Source organism: Erythrobacter sanguineus (genome assembly GCF_900143235.1).
GTDB lineage: Bacteria > Pseudomonadota > Alphaproteobacteria > Sphingomonadales > Sphingomonadaceae > Erythrobacter > Erythrobacter sanguineus.
Genome location: NZ_FRDF01000009.1, coordinates 140330 through 163287 on the forward strand (window position 1 = coordinate 140330; position 22958 = coordinate 163287).

22 protein-coding genes are annotated in these 22958 nt (G+C 63.2%); 18 read left to right on the top strand and 4 right to left on the bottom strand.

The annotated features are described in order from the left end of the window. Positions 1 to 64: 64 nt before the first annotated feature. Positions 65 to 1285, top strand: coding sequence for a serine hydrolase domain-containing protein (locus tag BUA05_RS09095; RefSeq protein ID WP_072674374.1), 1221 nt, complete (start codon positions 65 to 67; stop codon positions 1283 to 1285). Between the two features lie 19 nt (positions 1286 to 1304). Here BUA05_RS09095 and BUA05_RS09100 read toward each other — a convergent pair whose 3' ends face one another. The 3 genes from BUA05_RS09100 to purF form a co-directional block, all read right to left on the bottom strand. Next, on the bottom strand, positions 1305 to 1652 hold the full coding sequence (locus tag BUA05_RS09100) for a PilZ domain-containing protein (protein WP_072674376.1): 348 nt from the start codon (positions 1650 to 1652) through the stop codon (positions 1305 to 1307). Positions 1653 to 1787: 135 nt separating this feature from the next. Continuing rightward, positions 1788 to 2504: an SDR family NAD(P)-dependent oxidoreductase gene (locus BUA05_RS09105; RefSeq protein ID WP_072674378.1), complete on the bottom strand. Its 717-nt coding sequence runs from the start codon at positions 2502 to 2504 to the stop codon at positions 1788 to 1790. A 3-nt stretch (positions 2505 to 2507) separates the two neighbouring features. After that, entirely contained in the window at positions 2508 to 3995 is a 1488-nt protein-coding gene (purF, locus tag BUA05_RS09110; protein ID WP_086616538.1) for an amidophosphoribosyltransferase, read from the bottom strand. 290 nt (positions 3996 to 4285) lie between these two features. Here purF and BUA05_RS09115 point away from each other — a divergent pair, with 290 nt between their 5' ends. From BUA05_RS09115 to dnaE, 5 genes are all read left to right on the top strand, one after another. Continuing rightward, the gene (locus BUA05_RS09115) at positions 4286 to 5539 is read left to right on the top strand and encodes a lipoprotein-releasing ABC transporter permease subunit (protein WP_245790150.1); all 1254 of its coding nucleotides are present in this window, start codon (positions 4286 to 4288) and stop codon (positions 5537 to 5539) included. Then, entirely contained in the window at positions 5532 to 6224 is a 693-nt protein-coding gene (locus BUA05_RS09120; RefSeq protein WP_072674380.1) for an ABC transporter ATP-binding protein, read from the top strand. Before BUA05_RS09115 ends, BUA05_RS09120 begins: the two co-directional genes overlap by 8 nt. A 55-nt stretch (positions 6225 to 6279) precedes the next feature. Then, a complete protein-coding gene (locus tag BUA05_RS09125) occupies positions 6280 to 6567 on the top strand; it encodes a hypothetical protein (RefSeq protein WP_072674382.1) in 288 nt (95 codons plus the stop codon). Between the two features lie 23 nt (positions 6568 to 6590). After that, on the top strand, positions 6591 to 7070 hold the full coding sequence (locus BUA05_RS09130; protein WP_072674384.1) for a glutathione peroxidase: 480 nt from the start codon (positions 6591 to 6593) through the stop codon (positions 7068 to 7070). 75 nt (positions 7071 to 7145) lie between these two features. Then, entirely contained in the window at positions 7146 to 10754 is a 3609-nt protein-coding gene (dnaE, locus tag BUA05_RS09135; protein ID WP_072674386.1) for a DNA polymerase III subunit alpha, read from the top strand. 77 nt (positions 10755 to 10831) lie between these two features. On the opposite strand, the gene BUA05_RS09140 is transcribed toward dnaE, so the two are convergent. Continuing rightward, on the bottom strand, positions 10832 to 11974 hold the full coding sequence (locus BUA05_RS09140; RefSeq protein ID WP_072674388.1) for an OmpA family protein: 1143 nt from the start codon (positions 11972 to 11974) through the stop codon (positions 10832 to 10834). A gap of 225 nt (positions 11975 to 12199) precedes the next feature. On the opposite strand from BUA05_RS09140, the gene BUA05_RS09145 reads away from it, so the two are divergent. The 12 genes from BUA05_RS09145 (at position 12200) to BUA05_RS09200 (ending at position 22547) form a co-directional block, all read left to right on the top strand. Further along, positions 12200 to 13807: a long-chain fatty acid--CoA ligase gene (locus tag BUA05_RS09145; RefSeq protein WP_072674390.1), complete on the top strand. Its 1608-nt coding sequence runs from the start codon at positions 12200 to 12202 to the stop codon at positions 13805 to 13807. Beyond that, positions 13794 to 14300 carry a GNAT family N-acetyltransferase gene (locus BUA05_RS09150; RefSeq protein WP_072674392.1) on the top strand — a complete coding sequence of 169 codons (507 nt, stop codon included), beginning with the start codon at positions 13794 to 13796 and terminating at the stop codon, positions 14298 to 14300. Before BUA05_RS09145 ends, BUA05_RS09150 begins: the two co-directional genes overlap by 14 nt. Before the next feature lie 24 nt (positions 14301 to 14324). Next, the gene (locus tag BUA05_RS09155) at positions 14325 to 14762 is read left to right on the top strand and encodes a DUF1330 domain-containing protein (RefSeq protein WP_072674394.1); all 438 of its coding nucleotides are present in this window, start codon (positions 14325 to 14327) and stop codon (positions 14760 to 14762) included. Positions 14763 to 14841: 79 nt separating this feature from the next. Continuing rightward, on the top strand, positions 14842 to 15582 hold the full coding sequence (otsB, locus tag BUA05_RS09160; RefSeq protein WP_072674396.1) for a trehalose-phosphatase: 741 nt from the start codon (positions 14842 to 14844) through the stop codon (positions 15580 to 15582). Beyond that, a complete protein-coding gene (locus BUA05_RS09165) occupies positions 15567 to 17384 on the top strand; it encodes a glycoside hydrolase family 15 protein (RefSeq protein WP_084662560.1) in 1818 nt (605 codons plus the stop codon). Before otsB ends, BUA05_RS09165 begins: the two co-directional genes overlap by 16 nt. Continuing rightward, on the top strand, positions 17381 to 18781 hold the full coding sequence (locus tag BUA05_RS09170; RefSeq protein WP_072674400.1) for an alpha,alpha-trehalose-phosphate synthase (UDP-forming): 1401 nt from the start codon (positions 17381 to 17383) through the stop codon (positions 18779 to 18781). The genes BUA05_RS09165 and BUA05_RS09170 overlap by 4 nt, the downstream gene beginning before the upstream one ends. Before the next feature lie 144 nt (positions 18782 to 18925). Continuing rightward, positions 18926 to 19213, top strand: a complete 288-nt coding sequence (locus BUA05_RS09175) for a BufA1 family periplasmic bufferin-type metallophore (protein WP_072674402.1) — start codon at positions 18926 to 18928, stop codon at positions 19211 to 19213. A gap of 50 nt (positions 19214 to 19263) precedes the next feature. Further along, on the top strand, positions 19264 to 20154 hold the full coding sequence (gene bufB, locus BUA05_RS09180) for an MNIO family bufferin maturase (RefSeq protein WP_086616537.1): 891 nt from the start codon (positions 19264 to 19266) through the stop codon (positions 20152 to 20154). 16 nt (positions 20155 to 20170) lie between these two features. Beyond that, on the top strand, positions 20171 to 20884 hold the full coding sequence (locus tag BUA05_RS09185; protein ID WP_178139164.1) for an HvfC/BufC family peptide modification chaperone: 714 nt from the start codon (positions 20171 to 20173) through the stop codon (positions 20882 to 20884). Between the two features lie 32 nt (positions 20885 to 20916). Then, positions 20917 to 21378: a DoxX family protein gene (locus BUA05_RS09190; protein WP_245790151.1), complete on the top strand. Its 462-nt coding sequence runs from the start codon at positions 20917 to 20919 to the stop codon at positions 21376 to 21378. Further along, positions 21375 to 21899: a sigma-70 family RNA polymerase sigma factor gene (locus tag BUA05_RS09195; RefSeq protein WP_072674407.1), complete on the top strand. Its 525-nt coding sequence runs from the start codon at positions 21375 to 21377 to the stop codon at positions 21897 to 21899. Before BUA05_RS09190 ends, BUA05_RS09195 begins: the two co-directional genes overlap by 4 nt. A 3-nt stretch (positions 21900 to 21902) precedes the next feature. Next, the gene (locus tag BUA05_RS09200; RefSeq protein ID WP_072674408.1) at positions 21903 to 22547 is read left to right on the top strand and encodes an NrsF family protein; all 645 of its coding nucleotides are present in this window, start codon (positions 21903 to 21905) and stop codon (positions 22545 to 22547) included. Positions 22548 to 22958 lie beyond the last annotated feature (411 nt).

Genomic DNA, 22958 nt, shown 5'->3' on the forward strand with positions numbered 1-22958 from the left:
TTGCCCTCGCGTCCCGCCCGCGCCTATGCACTCTGCCGATAGAGGACGAGAGGAGCATCGGGGTATGACGGGATTGCGGCGGATTTCGCAGATGGTATCGGGCGCCGGACTGGCGGCGCTGCTGGGAGCCTGCGTCGGCAGCTATACCCCGGTCGAAGGTGTCGCAGCTGCTCCGCCGCCGTCCGCCAAGGTTGCTATCGTCCAGCCGCCGCAGCGTGAGCAGTCCGAATTGCAGGTCCTGTTCTGGAACGATGCCCAGCGGTCCGAACGCTTTCGCGCGATGGAGCAATGGTTTGCGGGTCACGAAGTCCCCGCTGCCAAGGCGCCGCGTGCGCTAATCGATGGCGCACCGCTCAGTGCTGAACTGCAAGACGATCTGCGGGCGTTGATGGCCCAAACCAATGCCGCCGGGATCATGGTGCTGCGTGATGGCAAGGTGCGTTACGAAGCCTATGGTCTCGGGCTTGGCCCGCAGGATCGCTGGACCAGCTTCTCTGTCGCCAAGAGCTTTACCTCGACCCTGCTTGGCGCTGCGGTGAAGGATGGCTTCATCAAGAGCCTGTCTGATCCCGTTACCGACTATATTCCCGGGCTCGCCGGCTCTGCCTATGACGGGGTGACGGTGCGCCAGCTTGCGACCATGACCAGCGGGGTGGCCTGGAACGAGGACTACACCGACCCCAATTCGGACGTGGCACAGATGAATCGCTTCGTGGTCGAATTCGGCCCCGATGCGATCGTCGCGCAGATGAAGGAGCTTGGCCGCGAAGCGCCTGCCGGGTCCAAGTTCGTTTACAAGACCGGTGAGACCAACCTTATCGGGGTGCTGGTGGAAAACGCCGTGGGCCTGCCGCTTGCCGAATACGCGCAGGCAAAGATCGTTGAGCCAGCCGGATTTGAAGGCGGATTGTTCTGGATGGTTGACCCGCGCGGCGGCAATATCGGCGGGTGCTGTCTCTCACTGCGGCTGTCGGATTATGGGCGCATGGGCCTTTTCGCGCTCGAGGGTGGGAAGGGTACGGTGCCCGACGGCTGGTTCGCCGAGGCTGGCAAGGCACAGGTCGATTTCGCACCCAGAGCGCCGGGCTATGGCTATGGCTACCAGTGGTGGACCTATCCCGGCGGCACCTATGGCGCGCAAGGCATTTTCGGGCAGGCGATCACGCTCGTGCCGGAAAAGCAGCTGGTGGTGGCGGTCGTCAGCAACTGGCCGACTGCGACCTCTTCCGCCTATCGCGAAAAGACCGGCGCGGTTGCAATGAAGATTGCGGGCAGCCTGGATTAGGTGCCAGCCACCGCGATGTTCAGATCATCTGCCGGTACACGCCTACATTGCTGTAACGCTGCAGGATGTTGTCGTGGACGATCGGACTCAAAAGCTCGGTAAAGGCGCAACCGACGATGCAGTTGTCCCACCAAACCACTTCGGCCTGGAGCGATTCGAGGCCGGGCAGGGTCAACCAGCACATCTGGGCTTCGTGCATCCGGTTGATCGAAGCGGCCGAGAAGCCCGAGATCGAGAGGTCTTGCACCACGCTCTGGAAGGCGCGGCCGCCCGAAGCGCGCAGCGTTGCCGGGATTGTTAGCCGGGTACGGGGCGCACAGCGATCTTCCTGCGCGGCAAGGCGATAGCGATCGGTTTCCGAAGGCATTGCGTTCAACCTCGTTGGGACTGGCAGCTTTAGCGCGTAGCGTACTCTGCCAGCCGATATGCCGCCGCACAGCTTAAAAAGCGGTTGCGGGGGTTGGTTAACGCAGTGTCGTGAGAGCAGGTTATCGGCAGATTTCTAGTCGATCCGCTCCCGGTGCAGACTGTCGAATCCCTCGGTGAGCAGGGCGACGATGCGGTCGGCCACAACTTCGGGAGGCTTGACCGTTACGGGATCTTCGCCGGGATAGGCGCGCGCGCGCATTTCGGTGCGGGTCGCGCCCGGATCGATGATTGCCACGCCCACCTCGCCGGCGCGCTCACGCTCGGCGGCGTAGGTTTCGAGCAGGTTGTCAAATGCCGCCTTGGTCGAGGCATATGCGCCCCAATAGGCGCGCGGGGCAGCACCCACGGAGCTGGTCAGCCCAACCACGCGCGCGCCCTTGGCCTGCCTCAGCAGCGGATCGAACCCGGCGATCAGTGCCTGAGTCGCGACCACATTGGTTAGGAGCGCCTGATTGAACTGCTTGGGTTCAATTTGCGCAAGTGGCGTCAGCTCTGGCAGGTAAGCCGCAGACAGAATGAGATAATCCAGCGAATTCCAGCGCCCGGCGATGGCCCCGGCCAGCCGCGTGATCGAGTCCGGTTCCGTCAGGTCGAGCGGGGCGATGGTCGAAGTGCCGCCGATGGCGTGGATCGCATCTTCGACCTCTTCCAGCACCTTGACCTTGCGGGCGACGAGGATGACATGCGCGCCTGCCGCAGCCAGCGCCTTGGCCGTGGCCGCGCCGATCCCGCGGCTCGCGCCGGTGACAAGCGCAGTGCGCCCGGAAAGCGGTTTTTCGGTTTCGGTCATGGATTACGCAGCCTTGGGATCAGCGAAAGGGAGTTCGGCGGTCTTTTGTTCGGCCTGCGCAAGGTCGGTCAGCGACGTGGGATAATCGCCGGTGAAGCAGGCGTCGCAGAATTGCGGGCGAACGGGATCACGCCCCTCGCGCCCGACTGCACGGTACAGCCCGTCAATCGAGATGAAGGCGAGGCTGTCGGCCTTGATGAACTGGCGCATCGGTTCCAGCTCCATCCGTGCGGCCAGCAGTTTGGAACGTTCGGGCGTATCCACCCCATAGAAGCAGGAATGCGCGGTCGGCGGGCTGGCGACGCGGAAATGCACCTCTGCCGCGCCCGCTTCGCGCATCATCTCGACGATCTTCATGCTGGTGGTGCCGCGCACGATCGAATCGTCGATCAGCACGATGCGCTTGCCTTCGACCAGCGAACGGTTGGCGTTGTGCTTGCGCTTCACGCTCGAATGGCGGGCGCCGTCGGAAGGCTGGATGAAGGTGCGTCCGACATAGTGCGAACGGATGATGCCAAGTTCGAACGGCACGCCCGATGCCTGAGCGAAACCGATCGCGGCCGGCACGCCGCTGTCGGGGACAGGCACAACCAGGTCGGCATCGCACGGTGCCTCGATCGCAAGCTGCGCACCGATGGCCTTGCGCGCTTCATAGACACTGCGACCGGCGAAGACGCTGTCAGGTCGGCTGAAATAGACATGTTCGAAGATGCAGGGGCGCGGGGCGGGACTGCCGAATGGCCGCACCGATCGGATCTCGCCCGAAAAATCAGCCAGCACCAGTTCGCCCGGTTCGACCTCACGAATGACTTCGGCGCCGACCACGTCGAAGGCGACGGTTTCGGAGGCGAACAGGATGGATTCGCCCATCCGCCCCATCACCAGCGGACGGATGCCGAGCGGGTCGCGGCAGGCGATCATGCCTTCGGGCGTCATCACGATCAGCGCATAGGCGCCTTCGACCAGCCGCAGCGCGTCCACCAGCCTGTCGGCGATGGTGGGATAGCGGCTGGTGGCCACAAGATGGATGATCACCTCGGTGTCGGACGTCGACTGGAAGATCGAGCCCTTGCCCACCAGATCGGAGCGCAGTGTCATGGCATTCGAGATATTGCCATTATGCGCCACGGCAAAGCCGCCACTGGCAAGGTCGGCGTAAAGCGGCTGGACGTTCCTCAGCCCCGATCCGCCGGTGGTAGAATAGCGCACATGGCCCGCCGCCATATGGCCGGGCAGTTCGGCGATGGCTTCGGATGATGAGAAATTCTCTGCCACGTGGCCGAGGCCGCGGCGCGAGTAGAATTCCTTGCCATCATAGCTGACGATGCCGCCAGCTTCCTGTCCGCGATGCTGCAACGCGTGAAGGCCAAGCGCGGTCGCCGCGGCAGCATCGGCAGCGTTGATAACGCCGAAAATCCCGCATTCCTCGCGCAGCTTGTCGCCATCCGCATCGAGGAATGGGTGGGTCACATTGAGGGGTGTCATCGGCATCACCAGACCTGTCCGCGGCAGTTGCTTGCCCGCGCACCGCTCCAATGGCGATGTGACGGATCAATTACAAGGGAAAGCGCACGGCCGATGCCGCCTTTTTGCTGACCGGCGTGTGACAGGCGGCGAGCGGAGCAGGGCCGGGGCACCCTCCTCATGCAGTGAAGCGGTAGGACAACCACACCCTCCTCAAGCAGCGCAGCGGTAGGAGAACAACGACTCCCGGGATTGCGGGGCTGGCGCGCGCGCACTACAGGCAGCGTTCAGCATTTATCGGGCAGCCCTTACCACCCATGCTTTCCCCTTTCGAATGGATGATCGCCAAGCGTTACCTCTGGCCCGGCAAGGGCGAGGCATTCATTGCGCTTGTCGCCGGGATTTCGGTGGGCGTGGTGATGCTGTCGGTCGCCATGCTGGTGATCGTGATGAGCGTGATGAACGGCTTTCGTGCAGAACTGCTCGACAAGATCGTGGGGCTGAACGGGCATGCCATCGTGCAGGCCTATGGTGGTCGGCTGGATGACTGGGAAAGCGTGCTCGACAAGGTCAGGCAGACCCCCGGTGTGACCGACGCTTCGCCGCTGATCGAGCAGCCCTTGCTCACCAGCTTTGGCGGGCGAGTGGAAGCGGTGTTCGTGCGTGGGCAGACCGACGAGGATATTGCCGATCTTGCCGACAAGGTGGTGCTGGGCGACATGCTCAGCCTGTATCAGCCCTCGGCGCAGAGCGGTGCGGGCCGGGTCGCGATCGGCACGCGGCTGGCGCAGAATATCGGCGCGCGGGTGGGTGATACCATCACCATCATCAATCCGCAGGGGCGCAGCACCCCCTTCGGCACGTCGATCCGTCAGGTCGGCTACGAGGTCGGCGCGATCTTCGAGGTCGGGATCTATGATTACGACGAGAAATTCGTCGTCCTGCCGATCAAGGACGCGCAGACCTTGCTGCTGATGGGCGATTCCATCGGCATGATCGAAGTCACTGTCGATAATCCCGACCGGGTGGGAGAGATTCTCGCCCCTGTTGCCGACAAGCTTGCGGGACAGGCGGTGATCGCAGACTGGAAAACCATCAATTCGGCCCTGTTTGAAGCCTTGCAGGTCGAACGTGTGGCGATGTTCTTCGCGCTCTCCTTCATGGTGCTGGTGGCGGCGTTCAATATCCTGTCAAGCCTTGTCATGCTGGTGCGCGCCAAGACCCGCGATATCGCGATCATGCGCACGATGGGGGCAACGCGGCGCAGCTTGCTCAAGATCTTCGTCACCACCGGCACCACCGTGGGGGCCATCGGCACCATGGCCGGGCTGGCGCTGGGCGCGATCGTGCTGTTCTTCCGCGAACCGATCGTCGATTTCATCGCCTTTGCCACGGGGCAGGAAATCTGGGATCCGGAAGTGCGGTTTCTCTCCACCCTGCCATCGCGCACCGATCCCTGGGAAGTTTTCGGGATCGTGATGCTGGCGCTGGTGATGAGCTTCTTGGCCACGCTCTATCCCGCCTTGAAGGCCGCGAATACCGATCCGGTGCAGGTGCTGCGTTATGAATAGCTCCCTGACGCCAGGCGCTCCGATCGTATCGCTGAAGGAGCTGAAACGCTCGTTCGAGCAGGGCGGGCAGCGCATCGACGTGCTGCGCGGCGTGAATCTTGACATCATGCCGGGTGAGATCGTGGCGCTGCTCGGGCCGTCGGGTTCGGGTAAATCGACCTTGCTGCAGGCGGTCGGCCTGCTCGAAGGCGGGTTCGAAGGATCGATCAGCGTGGCGGGCGAGCGCGCCGAAGACCTCGCCACCGATCAGCGCACCCGGCTGCGGCGCGAGCATCTGGGCTTCGTCTATCAGTTCCATCACCTGCTGCCCGATTTCGACGCGCGCGAGAATGTGGTGATGCCGCAAATGATTCTCGGCACGCCGCGCGCCCAATGCGAGGAACGCGCCGACAGCCTGCTCACCAGCCTCGGCCTCGGCGGGCGGCTGACCCACCGCCCCAGTCAGCTTTCTGGCGGCGAACAACAGCGCGTCGCCGTGGCCCGCGCGCTTGCCAACCGGCCCACGCTGGTGCTGGCCGACGAGCCGACCGGCAATCTTGACGAGGCAACCGCCGATAATGTGCTGGCCCAATTCCTCGCGCTCGTGCGCGGCGAGGGCAGCGCGGCGCTGGTGGCGACCCATAACGAGCGGCTGGCGGGACGAATGGATCGTGTGGTGCGGCTGAAGGACGGAGTGCTGATCTAGCGGTTCCCCCCGCAAGGCCCCACATTCAAGAGGTCACAACAAGGAGGAACCGACCATGGCCGACCATCCCAGCACGTCCGGCGGCGAGACGCTCAATACCGGCGAGACCGCGTGGAACGATCGCGCTGCACTCCATGCGAAAGACGACGGCGTCGGCGTGTTCGATGGCGGCAAGGCGTTGGGGCGCGGCACCTTCGCCGAGATGATCCGCCACCTCGCCATGCTGCCCGAAGAAGAGCGCGCCGGCTATGTCATCGAAAAGGCCGGCGACCGGGAATATTCGGCCGATGAGGCGATGGCGCTTGCCTCGCACCCTGATTTTCCCGCACAAGAGCCCGGCTGATACCACACCCACCGGGGGGCTGAATGACCACGATTGCCGATTTCACCGTCACCACCAACCGGGGCGAGAGCCTCGACCTGTCCGCCAAGCTCGGCACGGTGCTGCTGGTGGTGAACACCGCCAGCAAGTGCGGTTTCACTCCGCAATATGACGGGCTGGAAAAGCTCTACCAGCAGTTCAGGGACAAGGGTTTCGAGGTGCTCGGTTTCCCCTGCAACCAGTTCGGCGGGCAGGAACCGGGCAAGGCCGACGAGATCGCCGAATTCTGCAAGGTCAATTTCGGCGTCACCTTCCCGCTGATGGCCAAGGTGGAGGTCAACGGCCCCGAAGCCTCGCCCCTGTTCGACTGGATGAAGAAAGAGGCCAAGGGGCTGATGGGATCGACCTCGATCAAGTGGAACTTCACCAAGTTTCTGGTCGACCGCGAAGGCCATGTGGTGAAACGCTACGGCCCGCAGGATACGCCTGCTGCCATCGCCAAGGATATCGCGAAGCTGCTGTAGATTTATCCCGAGCCTGTGGAGAATTAACCCGCAGGGGCGCTTCCGGAATCGGCGCAAATTCCTAAACTGCCGGCCATGTCCTTCGCCCCCTTCGTTCCCCTGCGCGTGCTGTCATCTTTTTCGATGCTCGAAGGGGCGATCGATCCCAAAGCCATTGCCAAGCTGGCGAAAGAACGCGGCTTTCCCGCCATCGCGATCTGCGACCGCAACGGGCTTTACGGGATCATGGCCTTTGCCGGGGCGTGCAAGGCCGAAGGGGTGCAGCCGATCATCGGCGCGCTGCTGGGCGTGGCGCGCGAAGGGGTGGAAGGATCGGGCGCGCGGGCGATCGATTACCTGCCGCTGCTGGCGCAGGATGACGAGGGCTATGGCAATCTGTGCCATCTGGTCAGCAAGGCCCATCTTGACCGCCCGCTGGAACTGGAACCGCACGTCACGCTGGCCGACCTTGCCGGGCGCACCGGCGGGCTGATTGCGCTGACCGGGGCGGGCGAGGGCGGGCTGACGCGTCTGCTCGCCGATGGCCAGGTCGAAGCGGCGGCGCGGCTGGCCGACGGGCTGCAATCGCTGTTTGCCGGGCGGCTTTATGTCGAACTGGCGCGAGGCGGCGATCCGGTTTGCGAGCGGGCCGAGGGGGCGCTGATCGATCTCGCCTATGCGCGCGGGCTGCCGCTGGTTGCCACCAATCCCGCCAATTTCGCCGAGCCGCATGAATACCGCGCGCATGACGCGATGCTGTGCATCGCCAATTCGACCCAAATCGAGGCCGAGGACCGCCCGCATTCCAACCCGCAGGCTTTCGTCAAATCAGCGGCGATGATGCAGGAATTGTTCGCCGACCTGCCCGAAGCGACCGCCAACAGCCTTGTCATCGCCCAGCGCTGCGCCTTTGCGCCGCCCTATCGCAAGCCGATCCTGCCGAGCCTTGCGGGCGATCTTTCGGGCGAGGCGCGGATGCTGGCCGAGGATTCGCGGGCAGGCCTGGTGGAGCGGCTGGCGCCCTATTACCCCGAGACCTGCCGCGCCGAACTGCACGAGGCACTGCAATTCGCCTCCGCCGATGCGCTGGCCGAAGCCGAAGCCTCCTTCGCCGCTCTGGGCGAGGCAGGGGTGTTTGCCGAGGTGCTGGAATACAAGCGCCGCCTCGAATTCGAGATCGACGTGATCGCGGGCATGGGCTTTCCCGGCTACTTCCTGATCGTGGCCGACTTCATCAAATGGGCCAAGGAGCAGGGCATTCCTGTGGGGCCGGGCCGCGGTTCTGGCGCAGGCTCGGCGGTGGCCTGGGCGCTGACCATCACCGATCTCGATCCGCTCCGGCTCGGGCTGCTGTTCGAACGCTTCCTCAATCCCGAACGCGTGTCGATGCCCGACTTCGATATCGACTTCTGCGAAACCCGGCGGGGCGAAGTGATCCGCTATGTGCAGGCCAAATACGGCAGCGATCACGTCGCCCAGATCATCACCTTCGGCAAGCTGAAGGCGCGTGCGGTGCTGCGCGATTGCGGACGCATTCTGCAGATGAGCTACGGACAGGTTGACCGGCTGTGCAAGATGGTGCCCAACCACCCGACTGACCCGTGGACCCTGCCGCGCACGCTGAACGGTGCGGCCGATTTCAAGCGCGAATACGACAATCACAACGAGGTGAAGCGCCTCGTCGATCTCGCCATGCAATTGGAAGGCATGCCGCGCAATTCCTCGACCCATGCGGCGGGCGTGGTGATCGGCGACAGGCCGCTGGCCGAGCTGGTGCCGCTCTACCGCGATCCGCGCTCGGACATGCCGGTGACGCAGTTCGACATGAAGCATGTCGAAAGCTCCGGTCTGGTCAAGTTCGACTTTCTCGGGTTGAAAACCCTTTCGGTGCTGCGAAAGGCGGTCGATCTGCTCGGCCAGCGCGGCATCGACATTGATCTGGGCGCGCTGCCGCTGGACGATGCGGCGGTCTATGATCTGATGAAGGCGGGTAACACGGTTGGCGTGTTCCAGCTTGAATCCGAAGGGATGCGGCGCACGCTGAAAGCGGTCAAGCCGACCAATTTCGGCGACATCATCGCGCTGGTTTCGCTCTACCGTCCCGGCCCGATGGATAACATCCCGCTGTTCGGCCAACGCAAGGCGGGCCTTGTCCCGATCGAATATCCGCACGAGAAACTGGAAGGTATCCTCGCCGAAACCTACGGCATCTTCGTCTATCAGGAACAGGTGATGCAGGCCGCCCAGGTGCTGGCCGGATACTCGCTCGGGGACGCGGACCTTCTGCGCCGCGCGATGGGTAAGAAGGTGCAGGCGGAAATGGACGCCCAGCGCGGGCGGTTCGTTGACGGCTGCAAGGCGGTGTCCGGCATTGAGGCCAAGCGTGCCAACGAATTGTTCGATTTGATCGACAAGTTTGCGGGCTATGGCTTCAACAAATCGCACGCTGCCGCTTACGCGCTGCTTGCGTATCAGACCGGCTGGCTCAAGGCGCATTACCCGGAAGAATTCTACGCTGCGTCAATGTGTTTCGACCTGCACCAGTCGGACAAGCTCAATATCTTCGTCGACGACGCGCGCCGCTATCCGAACGGAGAGGGCGGGGTTGCGGTACAGGCGCCTGATATCAACGCCTCTGAAGCGCGCTTCAGTGTCGAGCAGACCGACAAGGGCTACGCGGTGCGATACGCGCTCGCCGGAATTCGCAACGTCGGGGAAAAGGCGATGGAATCCATCGTTGCCGAGCGCGAGACGGGCGGGCCGTTTGCCAGTCTCAAGGATTTCTTCGAACGCCTGCCGCAAGGCAGCATGAACCGCCGCCAATTGGAAGGGCTGATCTGCGCGGGCGCGCTCGACAGTCTCGAACCAGACCGCGCGCTGCTTTATGCCAACGCCGAATTGCTGCTGGCGGTGGCTGATGCGGCCATGCGAGAGCGGTCGAGCGGGCAGGTCGGGCTGTTCGGCGGCGATGATAACGCAGCCGAAGATCTGCGCCTGCAGCCTTGCGAGCCGTGGAACCGCAACGAGCGGATGGCCAAGGAGCGCGAGAATTTCGGCTTCTATTTCTCCGCCCACCCGGTGCAGCAATATCGCGATGTCTCCTCGGCCAATGGCGCACGCACCTATCAGAGCCTGATGGAAGCGGGCGCACCGGCTGGTGGGCGTGGTTCTGCGGTGATGGCGGTGCTGGTCGAAGGCATCACCAAGGCCCGCACCCGCAAGGGCGGCACCTTCGTGCGCGCCGATTTTTCCGATACCTCGGGCCAGTTCTCTGCCGCCTGCTTTGAAGAGGCGCTGGTGCCGCAGTTCGAACGCTGGGCCGAGGACGGCGAATGCCTGCTGCTAACGGTCGAGCTTGATGCGCCCAATCCTGATGAGCCGCCGCGCCTGACCGTGCGCAGCGCCCGCCCGCTGACCGCGGTCAGCGGGGCGACCGCCATGCAGCTCACAGCCGATATCGCCAGCCTCGACGCGTTGCTCGAACTCAAGATCGAGCTCGATGTCGAGGATGATTGCGATTTTGTCGGCAATGGCGAAGTGGTGGTGCGGCTGTTGCTGGAAGGTGGCGGGCAGGTGCAGATGCGGCTTGGGCGCAGCTTCCTGTTGAGCGGCGTGCTGGCCGAGCGGCTGGCCGAAGTGCCGGGCATCGCCAATGTTGAACTGGTGCCGGTAAAGAGCCGTCCCGGATTGCGGCTGGTCGCCTAGCCACGGGACGAACGAAAAAGGGGGCAGATCGCGCCGCCCCCTTTTGCATTCTGGCCGCCCGTCTGGCCGGTTTAAACCTACATTCCGGATCCGGGGCCGTAAGTCACCTCCACGCGGCGGTTCTGCGCCTCGCGAACGCCATCTGCCGTGGGGACGCGCGGCTGGCTCTCACCAAATGCCTCGCTGGCGATCCGTCCATCGGGAATGCCGCGTCCGGTGATGTAGCCGCGCACCGAGGCGTTGCGACGCTGGGCCAGCCCCATGTTGTAACTTGCACTGCCGGAGGTATCGGTATGCCCGGCCAGCATCACCCGCGCCATCCCGCAATCGGCGTAGGCCGTGATGGCATTGTCGAGGATTGTCGCCGCTTCCGCCGTGATATCCGACCGGTCGAAATCGAAGAACACGATGTAAGGCCCGGTGTTGCACTGCGCCTGCGGAGGAGGGGGCGGCGGGGGCGGAGGCGGAGGCGGCGGCGGAGGCGTTGGCGTTGAAGGCTGCGGTGGTGGCGGGGGCGGCGGAGGCGGAGCTTGCCTGCCGCCGAAATTGTAGACGAGGCTGGCGAGCACCGAATGGGCGCTATAATCAGCCTCGATCGACCGGCCATTGGCGGCTTCAAACGCGAAACCGTCGACCACGAAATAGCGATATTTGAGGCCGAGATCGAGATTGTCGCTGATCGCCATGCGTGCGCCTGCCAGCAATTGCCAGGCGAAACCGGTATCGCTGTCATCGATCACCGTGCCGACGCCCGCAACCTCGACCGGCAGATCGACATTGGCAAAGCCGACGCCGCCACCTGCGAAGAACTGCACCCCGTCGTCATCGCCGAATTCGACCAGACCGTTGAGCATCCCGCTCCAGATTTCGAGGTCTCGCTGGTTTTGCACCACCGTTCCCGGCGGCACGGTGGCATCGCCCGGCAGGATCGCTGAATTGACCACGGTCAGGCTGTCATAGGAATTGCGCTTGTAACCGCCCTCGGCCTCAAGCCTGAAGGCCCCGAAATCATAGCCGATCACCACATCGACATCGAGCCCGGTGTTGGTATCGGCGAAGGCGGCGTTGGTCTGCGGGTCGGTATCGGCCAGATCGACATCGGCCTGGTCTTCAAAGCTGACGCCGCCATTGACGCCAACGTAAAACTGCCCCTCGCGTGCTTGCACGGGCAGGGCGATGCTGGCTGCAGCGCCTGCGAGAAGAATTGCCGTATATTTCATCTTCACCCTCCGGGTCGTTGATATGGCTGCGGTTTTCAGGCCGCTTCCATTGCGAGGATATGACAGCTGTGAGGGGCAACGACATCGGGACTTTCCCGGGGACAGCCACGCAGGATGCGAATGACGCGCAAGCACGATTGCCAACCGGCGAGGGTCAAGGCATGGATGCAGGCCAGAGATATCATAACACGCGCAGCATGGCGCAGCAGACTGGGAGAGGTACACATGGCCGCAGGCAAGCTCGGGGCAATGCAGGACTGGACGATGCGGGTGACCGCGGTAATTGATCACGCCGCGCGCGAAGCGCCCACGCGGGAAATCGTTACCCGCTGGGCCGATGGCAAGGAAACCCGCACCGATTGGGCCGGTATTCGCCGCGATGCGCTGAAGATGGGGCAAGCCTTGCAGGCGCTGGGCCTGAAGCCGGGCGACAAGGTTGCCAGCCTTGCGATGAACCATTCGCGTCACCTTGTGAGCTGGTACGGCGTGGCTGGCATGGGCGGGGTGCTGCACACGGTCAACCCGCGCCTGTTTGACGATCAGCTCGAATATATCGTCAACCATGCCGAAGATCGCGTGCTGTGCTATGACGCTGCTTTTCAGCCGATTGTCGATCGGATGAAGTCGCGCTGGACCACGGTCGAGCATTATATCTGCTACGATTCCGGCGCCCATGCCCCGGCGTTCGAGGACTGGATCGGTGCGCAGGACGGCGATTTCGAATGGGTCACCGGGCCGGAGAGCGACCCATGCATGATCTGCTACACCTCGGGCACCACCGGCAATCCCAAGGGTGTGCAATATGAACACCGCTCCACGGTGATGCACGCCATGTCGGGATTGCAACCGGCGGCCTTCAATTTCAGCGCGGCATCGGTGATGCTGCCCGTGGTGCCGATGTTCCATGCGGCGAGCTGGGGCCTGCCCTATGCCGGCGCGATGGCGGGGATCAAGTTCGTGTTCTCTGCGGTCAATGATCCGGCGGTGCTGCATGATCTGATGCTCCGCGAGAAGGTTACCGACAGCGCCGGCGTGCCGACCGTGTGGCTCGCCCATTTCCAGTATTGCGATGCCAATAGCCTCGACCTGCCGCCGCTGAAGGCCGCCACCATCGGCGGGTCGGCTGCGCCCAAGTTCATGATTGAGCGGCTGATGAAGAACGGCACCCGCGTCCAGCACGCCTGGGGCATGACCGAGACCTCGCCGATCGGCACCGTCGGCGGGCCGACCTGGGACTGGGACCAGCTCAGCTTCGAGGAAAAGGTCGCGAAGACCGCAATGCAGGGCCGCCCGATCTTCGGCGTCGAACTGCGCACCGTTGATCTTGACGACATGGCAACCGAACTGCCGCGCGACGGGGTGACAAGCGGCGCGCTGCAGATCCGCGGGCCGTGGATCATCAAGCGCTATTTCAAGGCCGAGCAGGACGCGGCCAACAACGAAGGCTGGTTCGACACCGGCGATGTCGGCATCCTGCATCCTGACGGCACGCTGCAACTGACCGACCGCACCAAGGACGTGATCAAATCGGGCGGCGAGTGGATCAGTTCGGTCGAACTGGAGAACGCCGCAGCGGGGCACCCTGCCGTGGCAGAGGCCGCCTGCATCGGGGTCTATCATCCCAAGTGGGACGAGCGCCCGGTGCTGTTCGTGGTCAAGAAGGCTGGCGCGGAAGTGACCGGCGGCGAGATCATCGACCACTTGAAGCCGCTGATCGCCAAGTGGTGGCTGCCCGATGCGGTCGAATTCGTCGACGATATTCCGCACACCGCCACGGGCAAGATCTCGAAGAAGGACCTGCGCGACCGCTTTGCGGACTATGCGCTTGGCTGAAACTGTAATCCGGCCTGCGCGTGAAGGTGACGCGCAGGCGGTTTGCGACATCTATGCCTTCCACGTGGCGCACGGCACGGCCACGTTTGACGCAATTGCACCCGACGCGGCACAATGGACGCGCAAGATCGGCGAGATTGCCGGAAATGGTTGGCCCTTCCTTGTCGCCGCGCGCGAAGGCGAGGTGCTGGGCTATTGCTACGCCGCCCGCTTGCGCGACCGCGCCGCCTATGCGCGGACCTGCGAGAACAGCATCTATGTCGCAGAGGCTGCACGGGGCACAGGGATCGGAACGGGGCTGCTCGCGCACCTGATCGACGCTGCGCGCGCCTGCGGGTTCGAACAGATGATCGCAGTGATCGGCGGGGGTGAGCCGGCCTCGGTTGCGCTCCATGCGAGATGCGGCTTTGTCCATGCAGGCCGGTTGCGCAATGTCGGCTTCAAGTTCGGGCGCAGGCTCGATACGGTCTATATGCAACGTGACCTGACCTGACCTGACCGAGGAGCATTTCGCCGCATGACCTGTGAAACCTATATCGACCCGAGCCCGGCAAATTTTCAGGCTTTCAAGAACCTGCCGCGCGATCGGCCGATCCAGATGCTCAACCTGCTGCTCTATCGTGATCTCGCTGAATATCCCGCGGGGCATGAGCATTCGGGCAAAGGCTGGAGCGGCCGCCGCGCCTATGCGGAATACGGCGCGACCAGTGGCCCGATATTCAAGCGCGTGGGCGGCACCATCCTGTGGCGCGGCGCCTTTCAGACAATGGTGACCGGTCCCGATGGCGAATGCTGGCACGATGGCTTTATCGCCCAATACCCGGATGCGGGCGCGTTCTTTGCGATGATCAAGGACCCGGATTACAGACAGGCGGTCGTCAACCGAACCGCAGCCCTTGTCGACAGCCGCCTGGTGCGCTTTGCGCCCGGAGAGGCGGGAGAGGGCTTCGGCTAGACCTGCAACGACAAAAGGCGATGCTGCATCTGCGAAGGAGGCGTTTGACGCGTGCGCCTGAGGCTCTATTGCTGGAGTGATGGCACCGCATCCCCGCCTTCCTGCTCCGCCACCGCTGGCTAGCTTGCTGGAACAGGGGCGCGTAGCGCTGTTCCTCGATTTTGACGGGACGCTGGTGGAGATCGCCAGCGGGCCCGATGTGATCATCGTCCCGGAACGGCTTGCTGGCGGGCTGCAGCGGCTTTCTGACCGGCTCGGGGGGGCGCTGGCGCTGGTGACCGGGCGCAGTATTGATAATCTCCACCAGTTTCTCGGCCCGCTGCAATTGCACCTTGCCGGATCGCATGGCGGCCATGTTCTGGCACCGGACGAAGCGGCGCTGCGCGAGGCAGAGCCGCTCCCCGAACCTGTCACCAATGCCCTTGCAGGTTTCGCCGCCAGCTTCGGGCTGCTGTTCGAGCGAAAGGCCCATGGCGGCGCACTGCATTATCGCGCACGGCCCGAGCTTGAAGACGAAACCCATAGTTTTGCGATCGGCCTTGCCGAGGCGCACGGACTGGCCACCAAGGCGGGCAAATGCGTGATCGAACTGGTCTGGCCGGGCGCGGACAAGGGCGGCGCGGTCGACCTGTTGATCGGGCAGCCACCCTTTGCCGGCGCTATGCCAGTGTTTATCGGCGATGATGTGACCGACGAAGATGGTTTCGCTGCCTGCGCCCGGCTCGGCGGGTTTGGTATCGCCGTGGGCGAACGGCCTTCCACCGCTGCCCGTTATTCCCTCGCAAGCGTAAAGGACGTGCACTTTTGGCTGGATCTGTGACCCCCGACCTCGAACTCTGGCCAATCGGCAATTGCCAGGTCAGCGCGCTGATCGACCGCGAAGGGGCGGTAGCATGGGCTTGCGTGCCGCGCGTCGATGGCGATCCGGTGTTCTGTTCGCTGCTCAACGGGACCAACCGCGAGGCGGGGGTCTGGCGGTTCGAACTGGTCGGACAGGTCAGCGCGCATCAGGAATATATCCGCAACAGCCCGATCCTTGTGACCCGGCTGGAGGCAGAGGATGGCAGCGCGGTCGAGATCCTCGATTTCTGCCCGCGCTATGAACGCAAGGGCCGGATGTATCGCCCGGTGGCGATCGGCCGGATCGTGCGCCCTGTTGCCGGGAATCCGCGCATCCGCGTGGTCCTGCGTCCGTTGCACGGATATGGCGCACACGTTGCCGAAACCACCCACGGCACCAACCACATCCGCTATCAGGTCGGCCCGCACACCCTGCGGCTCAGTACCGATGCGCCAGTTGGCTACATCCTCGAACAGCGCACCTTCCGGGTCGAGGGCGACCTGCATTTCTTCCTCGGACCGGATGAACCCTTTACCGGTAACCTGCGCGAGGAAATTCGCCGGATGGAGCAGGCCACGCGCAAATACTGGCAGCACTGGGTGCGCAGTCTTGCGACCCCGTTCCAATGGCAGGAAGAGGTGATCCGTTGTGCCATCACCCTGAAATTGTGCCAGCACGAGGAAACCGGCGCGATCGTTGCCGCGCTCACCACCTCGATCCCCGAAGCACCCAATTCCGAACGTAACTGGGATTACCGTTACTGCTGGATCCGCGATTCCTATTACACGGTGCAAGCGCTGAACCGGCTGGGTGCGCTGGATGTGCTGGAGAAGTATCTCGCCTATCTGCGCAACATCATAGACAATGCCGAGGGCGGACAGATCCAGCCGCTGTATTCGGTGATGGGCGAATGCGAGCTGGATGAAACAACTGCGGCGTGGCTGGCGGGCTATCGCGGCATGGGGCCGGTCAGGCGCGGGAATGCCGCCTACAAGCAGATCCAGCATGATTGTTATGGCCAGATCGTGTTGCCCACGGTGCAGGGATTCCTCGACCATCGGTTGCTGCGGATGGCGGATGATCGCGATTTTGAAAGCCTCGAACAGGTTGGCGAGATGGCCTGGGCGATGCACGATCAGCCCGACGCCGGCCTGTGGGAATTCCGCACGAGGCAGGAAGTCCACACCTATTCGGCGGTGATGAGCTGGGCTGCGTGCGACCGGCTGGCAATGGCGGCGGAATGGCTCGGCAAGGATGATCGCGCCGCACTGTGGCGGGCCCGCGCGGATGCGATCCGCGACAAGATCGAGGCTGAAGCGTGGGTCGACTCCGGGGTCGAGAATGGCGAGGAAGGCGGCCATTACGGTGCCAGCTTCGAAAGCGACTATCTGGATGCCAGTCTGCTTCAGATGGTCGAACTGCGTTTCCTCGCGCCCGACAATCCCCGTTTCCTCTCCACCTTCGCCGCGGTCGAGAAACAGCTGCGACGCGGCGATTTCATGCTGCGCTATGCCGCCGAGGATGATTTCGGCACGCCCGAGACCGCCTTCAACGTCTGCACCTTCTGGCTGATCGAGGCGCTGCATCTGGCCGGGCGGAGCGACGAGGCGCGGCGTCTGTTTGAAACCATGCTCAGCCACACCACCCGGTCGGGGCTGCTGAGCGAGGATCTCGACTATAATAATGGCGAGCTGTGGGGTAACTTCCCGCAGACCTATTCGCTGGTCGGCGTGATAAACTGCGCCGGATTGCTGTCCAAACCATGGAGTGAGGTCCGATAGAAAGGCTGGTTGTCATCTCGAACCGCGTGGCGGTGCCCAAGGCGCGCGGTGTCGCGGGTGCCCAAGGCGGGCTGTCGGGCGCGCTCAATGCGGCGCTCAAGGATCACGGCGGGATCTGGTTCGGCTGGTCGGGGCAGGAAAGCGAGGACCCTGAGGGCAATATCCACCTGCAGCGCAGCGACGGCGTGACCACTGCCACCATCGACCTGTCAGCCCGCGATATCGAGGAATATTACAACGGCTATGCCAATTCGACCTTGTGGCCGCTGTTCCACTACCGGCTCGACCTGACCCGTTACGAGCGCGAGACCGGCAAGGGTTATGAACGGGTCAATGAACGCTTTGCCGACTGCGTCAGCCCGCTGATTGAACCTGATGATCTGATCTGGGTGCATGATTACCACCTGCTGCCCCTGGGCGAACGGCTGCGTGCGCGCGGCATTGCCAACCGCATCGGATTCTTCCTCCATATCCCCTGGCCGCCCACACGGCTGTTCGTGTCTCTGCCATTTCATGAACGGCTGGTGCGCACGATGCTCGAGTATGACCTGATCGGCTTCCAGACCGACGAATGGCGCGAAAGCTTCCTGCATTATTGCCGCAAGGAACTGGGCGCCGAGGTGGAGGAGGCGACAGGCACGATCCGGTTCGAAGGCCGCACCGCGATAGCGCGGGCCTATCCGATCGGGATCGACTGGGACCATTTTCAGGCACAGGGCGCGAGCGAGGAGGCCCGCCATGCCGAGCAGCGTCTGCTATCCTCTACCCGCGACCGCTCGGCGATGATCGGGGTCGACCGGCTCGACTATTCCAAGGGCCTGCCCGAAAGGATCGACGGGATCGGTCGCTTCTTTGACCAGCACCCCGACCGGGTGCGCGATCTGGTATTCATCCAGATTGCCCCGCCCAGCCGCGAGGATGTGGAAAGCTATCAGGACATCCGCATGACGCTCGAACAGAAGGCCGGGCAGATCAACGGCGCGCGCAGTGAAGTTGATCTGGTGCCGATCCGCTATGTCAATCGCGGCTATTCCCATGCCGAGCTCTACGGCTTTTTCCGCGCCGCCAAGATCGGGCTGGTAACGCCTTTGCGCGATGGCATGAATCTGGTCGCCAAGGAATATGTCGCCGCGCAGGACCGGGATGATCCGGGCGTGCTGATACTGTCGCGTTTTGCCGGGGCAGCTCAGCAACTGGCGGTGGATGATACCGGCGCGGTGCTGGTCAATCCCTATAGTCCTGACGATATCTCCCACGCGATCCGGGTCGCGCTTGACATGCCGCTGGCCGAGCGCCGGGCGCGTTACGAGACGATGATCGGGACGATCCGCGATGACAATGTGCAGACCTGGACGCGCCGCTTCTGCGATGATCTGGCGGCAACAGCGGGCGGCTGATGCTGGTACGCGGGATCAGGGGTCGGCAAGGATCGTCGCGGGTTTTGCAGCTTGCCGCGACAGGCTTGTAACCATCCGGTGTGCGGGTCCGAACAGGTCGATGTGAGCCTATCAGGCACACGCTGGATCTGAAAAGGAAACCTCATGAAAACCACCATCGGACTTGCTGCTGCCTCGCTTGCCGCAGCTTCGCTGCTTGCTGCTTCGCCCGCCACTGCACAAAGTTCGGGCGCCAAGGAAAAGTGCTACGGCATCGCACTCAAGGGCAAGAATGATTGCGCCGCCGGGCCGGGCACCAGCTGCGCCGGCACCTCTACTGTCGATTATCAGGGCAATGCCTGGAAGTTCGTGGGCAAGGGCGAGTGCGTGAAGATAGGCGGCTCGCTCGCCGTCAAGAAGGGCAACACCAAGCCGGTTCCCCAGCAGGGCTGACCCCGCTGGCAAGCTTGATGCTGGTCGATATGAACACCCCGATGGCTCCCATGCCACCCCCCCATGTCGGAGTCGGCCTCAAGCCCCAGCACTATGTGCAGGCGCTTGAAACCATATCGGCCAGCACCCCTTTTCTTGCCGGACGACCTCAATGGTTCGAGGTCCATCCGCAGAACTATTTCGGCGCGGGCGGCCCGCCGCACCGCTGGCTGTCGGCCTTTGCCGCGAAAGTGCCGCTGAGCTTCCATTCGGTCGGCCTGTCGCTGGGCAGCGCCGATGGGGTGAACCTTGAGGAACTGGAGCACCTTGCTGCGCTGTGTGATCGTTATGCGCCCGCGCTTGTGTCCGATCACCTGAGCTGGAGCGGCAGTGCTTCCAACCGCTATCCCGATCTGCTGCCGGTGCCCTATACTCAGGCGGCGCTTGATCACTTCGCTGCGCAGGTCGTCCGGGTGCAGGATCGGCTGGGCCGCATGATCCTGATCGAGAACCCCTCGCGCTATCTGGCCTTCGCCGATGATGAAATGTCCGAAGCTGCATTTCTGCACGCGCTGTGCGCCAGCGCTGGCTGCGGCTTGCTGCTCGACCTCAACAATATCGAGGTTTCCGCTACGAATCTCGGGCTGGATGCCGATGCGATGGTGGATGCGATCAATCCTGTGCTGGTGGGCGAGGTGCATCTGGCGGGTCATTCTCGCGAAGACCATGCGCATGGCGCGCTGCTGATCGATGATCACGGTTCGGCCGTGTCGGACGAAACCTGGCGGCTGTTCGAACGTTTCGTACAGCGCGCCGGTCCGCGTCCGGTGCTGATCGAATGGGACAGTGATGTGCCCGCATTCGACGTGCTGCTGACCGAAGCCGCAGTCGCGGGCGCGATCATGGGGCGGACAGCGCACCAGGACCAAGCTCTGTCGCAGGGGCCCCATGCGCTGGCTTGATGGCGGCCAGAGGGCGATGATGCAGGCACTCGATCACGGGCCGGCATATCTGCCAGATGGGCTTTTTGCCGGTGCCCAGGAGCGGGTACTGGCGGGCATGAAGGTCCACGCCAACACGATTTCGCATGCCCGGCTGGCGGCGCTGGAGGATACTTTTGGCCGCACCCGCAGCGTGTTGGGGGATGATCGCTTCAATGCGCGCTCCCGAACATTTATCCAGCAACCCGGAGCGACCGCCGCGCCGCTTACGGAAATTGGCGCGGGCTTTGGCGCGTTCCTGCGCGAAGCGGGCGAAAGCGCGGGTATTGCTGATCTGGCCCGGTTCGAATGGCTTTGGCTAAAAGCCTATCACGCCGCTGACGCCGCGCCGCTCGTGCTTGACACGCTGACTGGCTTGACGCCCGAAACATTGCTTGATCAGCAGCTGCTGCGCCACCCTGCGGCCCGTGCGGGATGGTTCGCTCCGCTGGTGCATGATCTGATCGGGGCGGAGGTTCCCGGACTTGCCGAGACGGATAGCATCCTGATTGCCCGGCCTTTCGCCGATGTGCTGATCTCCCCGGCCAGCGCGCTGATGGCCGATGTCATGAACATGGCGGAAAATCAGATCACCATTGGTAACCTTCTCGCACGGTTGACCGAAAGCTCTGATGATGAAGCAGCGCAAGTGGATGCGGTCATGCAATCGCTGGTTGCCCTCATCACTGCCGGCGCGCTGATCCCAGCGTGATCGCAGCTGTCAAGACGGGCAAGGGGAACAAAGTGAACGGTATTCTGTCCAGCTATGATCGCGCTGTCGCCTTGGTCAGCGGCGCTTCCATGCAGAACCTCACACTGCTGTTGACCCGCATCGTGCTTGCCGGGATCTTCTGGCGTTCGGGGCGCACCAAGGTCGAGGAAGACAGTTGGTTTTCGATTAGCGACACCACCTATTACCTGTTCGCCGAGGAATATTCGGGTGTCCCATTGCCGAGCGATCTGGCAGCAGCGATGGCCATGGTGTCTGAACATGTGTTCCCGATCCTGCTGGTGCTGGGTCTGTTCACGCGGTTTTCGGCGCTGGCCTTGCTGGGGATGACGATGGTGATCCAGATTTTCGTCTATCCCGAGGCGTGGTGGTCGGTGCACGCGGTCTGGGCGGCGCTGGCGCTGATCGTGATCACACGCGGGGGCGGGCAGTTAAGCCTTGATGCCGCGCTGCTAAAGATGAGAGGCGCCGCATGAGAGCCGATGAGGCCTCGCTCGCCCGTCTGATGGTGATGTCGCAAAAAGGCGACCGGCAGGCCTATGCCACGTTGTTGAGCGAATGCCAGCGTTGGCTGCGCGGCTATTACAGCCGCCGTATTGCCCCGGCGCAGCTTGATGATCTGGTGCAGGACACCTTGATGGCGTTGCACAACAAGCTTGCCACCTGGGATGACTCGCGCCCGTTCCTGCCGTGGCTGGCGGCGATTGCGCGCTATCGTTGGGTGGATCACCTGCGCCGCCTGTACCGTGCTGACGAATGCGAGCTGGTCACGGACTTTGCCGGACAGGATGAAGAACCGGCAATTGCCGCCCGCATCAGCATTGACCGGTTGCTCGGCATGTTGCCAGACGCACAGGCCCAGGCCATCGAACTGGTCAAGATCGAAGGCCTGAGCGTTGCCGAGGCATCACAAGCCACCGGGCAAAGCGAATCCCTGATCAAGGTCAATATTCACCGCGGTCTCAAGAAACTGGCCCACATGGTCGAGAAAGCCTGACACATGACAAACAATCCCGACACCCTGATCGCCAATCTGGTCGGCGATCTCAAGCCGGTCAAGCCGCTCAGCTTTGCAAAGGGATTGGGCTATTCTCTGGCCGCGGCTGCCGTGTCAGCGCTGATGGTTATCATGGTGTTCGGTATGCGGGCCGACCTGATGGCCGGCCAGTTCGATCCGGTCTTTCTGATCGCGACCGGCCTGTTTCTTGTGCTGGGGATTGCGGCCGCAGTGACGGTGATCGTGATGAGCCGCCCGCAGGTCGGCAGTGATCACGGGGGCTGGATCTGGTCTGCCGCGATGGTGGCTTTGTTGCCGGTGGCGGCGATGATCGTCAGCCTTGGCAGCGGGCGCGCAATGCTGTCGGGCGACAGCCTGACGCACGGTCTTGAATGCCTCATAATCGGCGGCGGCGCGTCGCTGCTGGTGTTCGCCATCTTGGTGGGCTGGCTGCGCAAGGGCGCGCCGACATCGCCCGACCGGGCCGGGTTACTAACGGGCGTCGCCGCCGGAAGCCTCGGAATCTTCGCCTTCTCGTTGCATTGCGCCGATAATGACATCGTCCATATCGGCCTGTGGCACAGCGCTGTGCTGCTGCTGATGGCAGGCCTCGGTCGCGCAGTGGTGCCGCCGCTGGTGCGCTGGTAGGCATGGTTCCGCGTTTGAAACGTGGCGCAGATCTGCCCGGCCCCAGCGGGGCCTTTTGCGCCTGGATGATCCCCGAACACAATGTGCAGACCTGGACCGGTCAGTCTGGCTGCAAAACCGGGCGGCTGATCGGGGGCGGGGCATTAATGGCGGCTCACCCCTTGAGGGAGACAAGAGCCTTCCTTCGGGAAGCGCCCCCTTTTCGGGAGTGGCATGCCTGCGCTATCAGGACGCATGGTTCATATGGTCACCTACGAACACAGGCATTTTGCAGGCGTTGAAGCGCTCTGGGAAGACGTGTTTCCGGCCGATTCCCCTTATACCAACCTGTATAGATCATGACCCATGTGCCCAGTTGCGGCGGCCGATGGTCATGATGCGCCAAGGCTGGTCGATGAGCTTGTTCCAGGC

Coding starts and splice junctions, on each gene's coding strand:
- BUA05_RS09145 (WP_072674390.1), top strand. CDS start 12,200: ATGGCCGCAGGCAAGCTCGGGGCAATGCAGGACTGGACGATGCGGGTG.
- BUA05_RS09200 (WP_072674408.1), top strand. CDS start 21,903: ATGACAAACAATCCCGACACCCTGATCGCCAATCTGGTCGGCGATCTC.
- BUA05_RS09150 (WP_072674392.1), top strand. CDS start 13,794: ATGCGCTTGGCTGAAACTGTAATCCGGCCTGCGCGTGAAGGTGACGCG.
- BUA05_RS09125 (WP_072674382.1), top strand. CDS start 6,280: ATGGCCGACCATCCCAGCACGTCCGGCGGCGAGACGCTCAATACCGGC.
- otsB (WP_072674396.1), top strand. CDS start 14,842: ATGGCACCGCATCCCCGCCTTCCTGCTCCGCCACCGCTGGCTAGCTTG.
- BUA05_RS09100 (WP_072674376.1), bottom strand. CDS start 1,652: ATGCCTTCGGAAACCGATCGCTATCGCCTTGCCGCGCAGGAAGATCGC.
- BUA05_RS09185 (WP_178139164.1), top strand. CDS start 20,171: ATGATGCAGGCACTCGATCACGGGCCGGCATATCTGCCAGATGGGCTT.
- BUA05_RS09115 (WP_245790150.1), top strand. CDS start 4,286: ATGCTTTCCCCTTTCGAATGGATGATCGCCAAGCGTTACCTCTGGCCC.
- BUA05_RS09095 (WP_072674374.1), top strand. CDS start 65: ATGACGGGATTGCGGCGGATTTCGCAGATGGTATCGGGCGCCGGACTG.
- dnaE (WP_072674386.1), top strand. CDS start 7,146: ATGTCCTTCGCCCCCTTCGTTCCCCTGCGCGTGCTGTCATCTTTTTCG.
- BUA05_RS09175 (WP_072674402.1), top strand. CDS start 18,926: ATGAAAACCACCATCGGACTTGCTGCTGCCTCGCTTGCCGCAGCTTCG.
- BUA05_RS09155 (WP_072674394.1), top strand. CDS start 14,325: ATGACCTGTGAAACCTATATCGACCCGAGCCCGGCAAATTTTCAGGCT.
- purF (WP_086616538.1), bottom strand. CDS start 3,995: ATGCCGATGACACCCCTCAATGTGACCCACCCATTCCTCGATGCGGAT.
- BUA05_RS09120 (WP_072674380.1), top strand. CDS start 5,532: ATGAATAGCTCCCTGACGCCAGGCGCTCCGATCGTATCGCTGAAGGAG.
- BUA05_RS09105 (WP_072674378.1), bottom strand. CDS start 2,504: ATGACCGAAACCGAAAAACCGCTTTCCGGGCGCACTGCGCTTGTCACC.
- BUA05_RS09130 (WP_072674384.1), top strand. CDS start 6,591: ATGACCACGATTGCCGATTTCACCGTCACCACCAACCGGGGCGAGAGC.
- BUA05_RS09140 (WP_072674388.1), bottom strand. CDS start 11,974: ATGAAATATACGGCAATTCTTCTCGCAGGCGCTGCAGCCAGCATCGCC.
- BUA05_RS09195 (WP_072674407.1), top strand. CDS start 21,375: ATGAGAGCCGATGAGGCCTCGCTCGCCCGTCTGATGGTGATGTCGCAA.
- bufB (WP_086616537.1), top strand. CDS start 19,264: ATGCCACCCCCCCATGTCGGAGTCGGCCTCAAGCCCCAGCACTATGTG.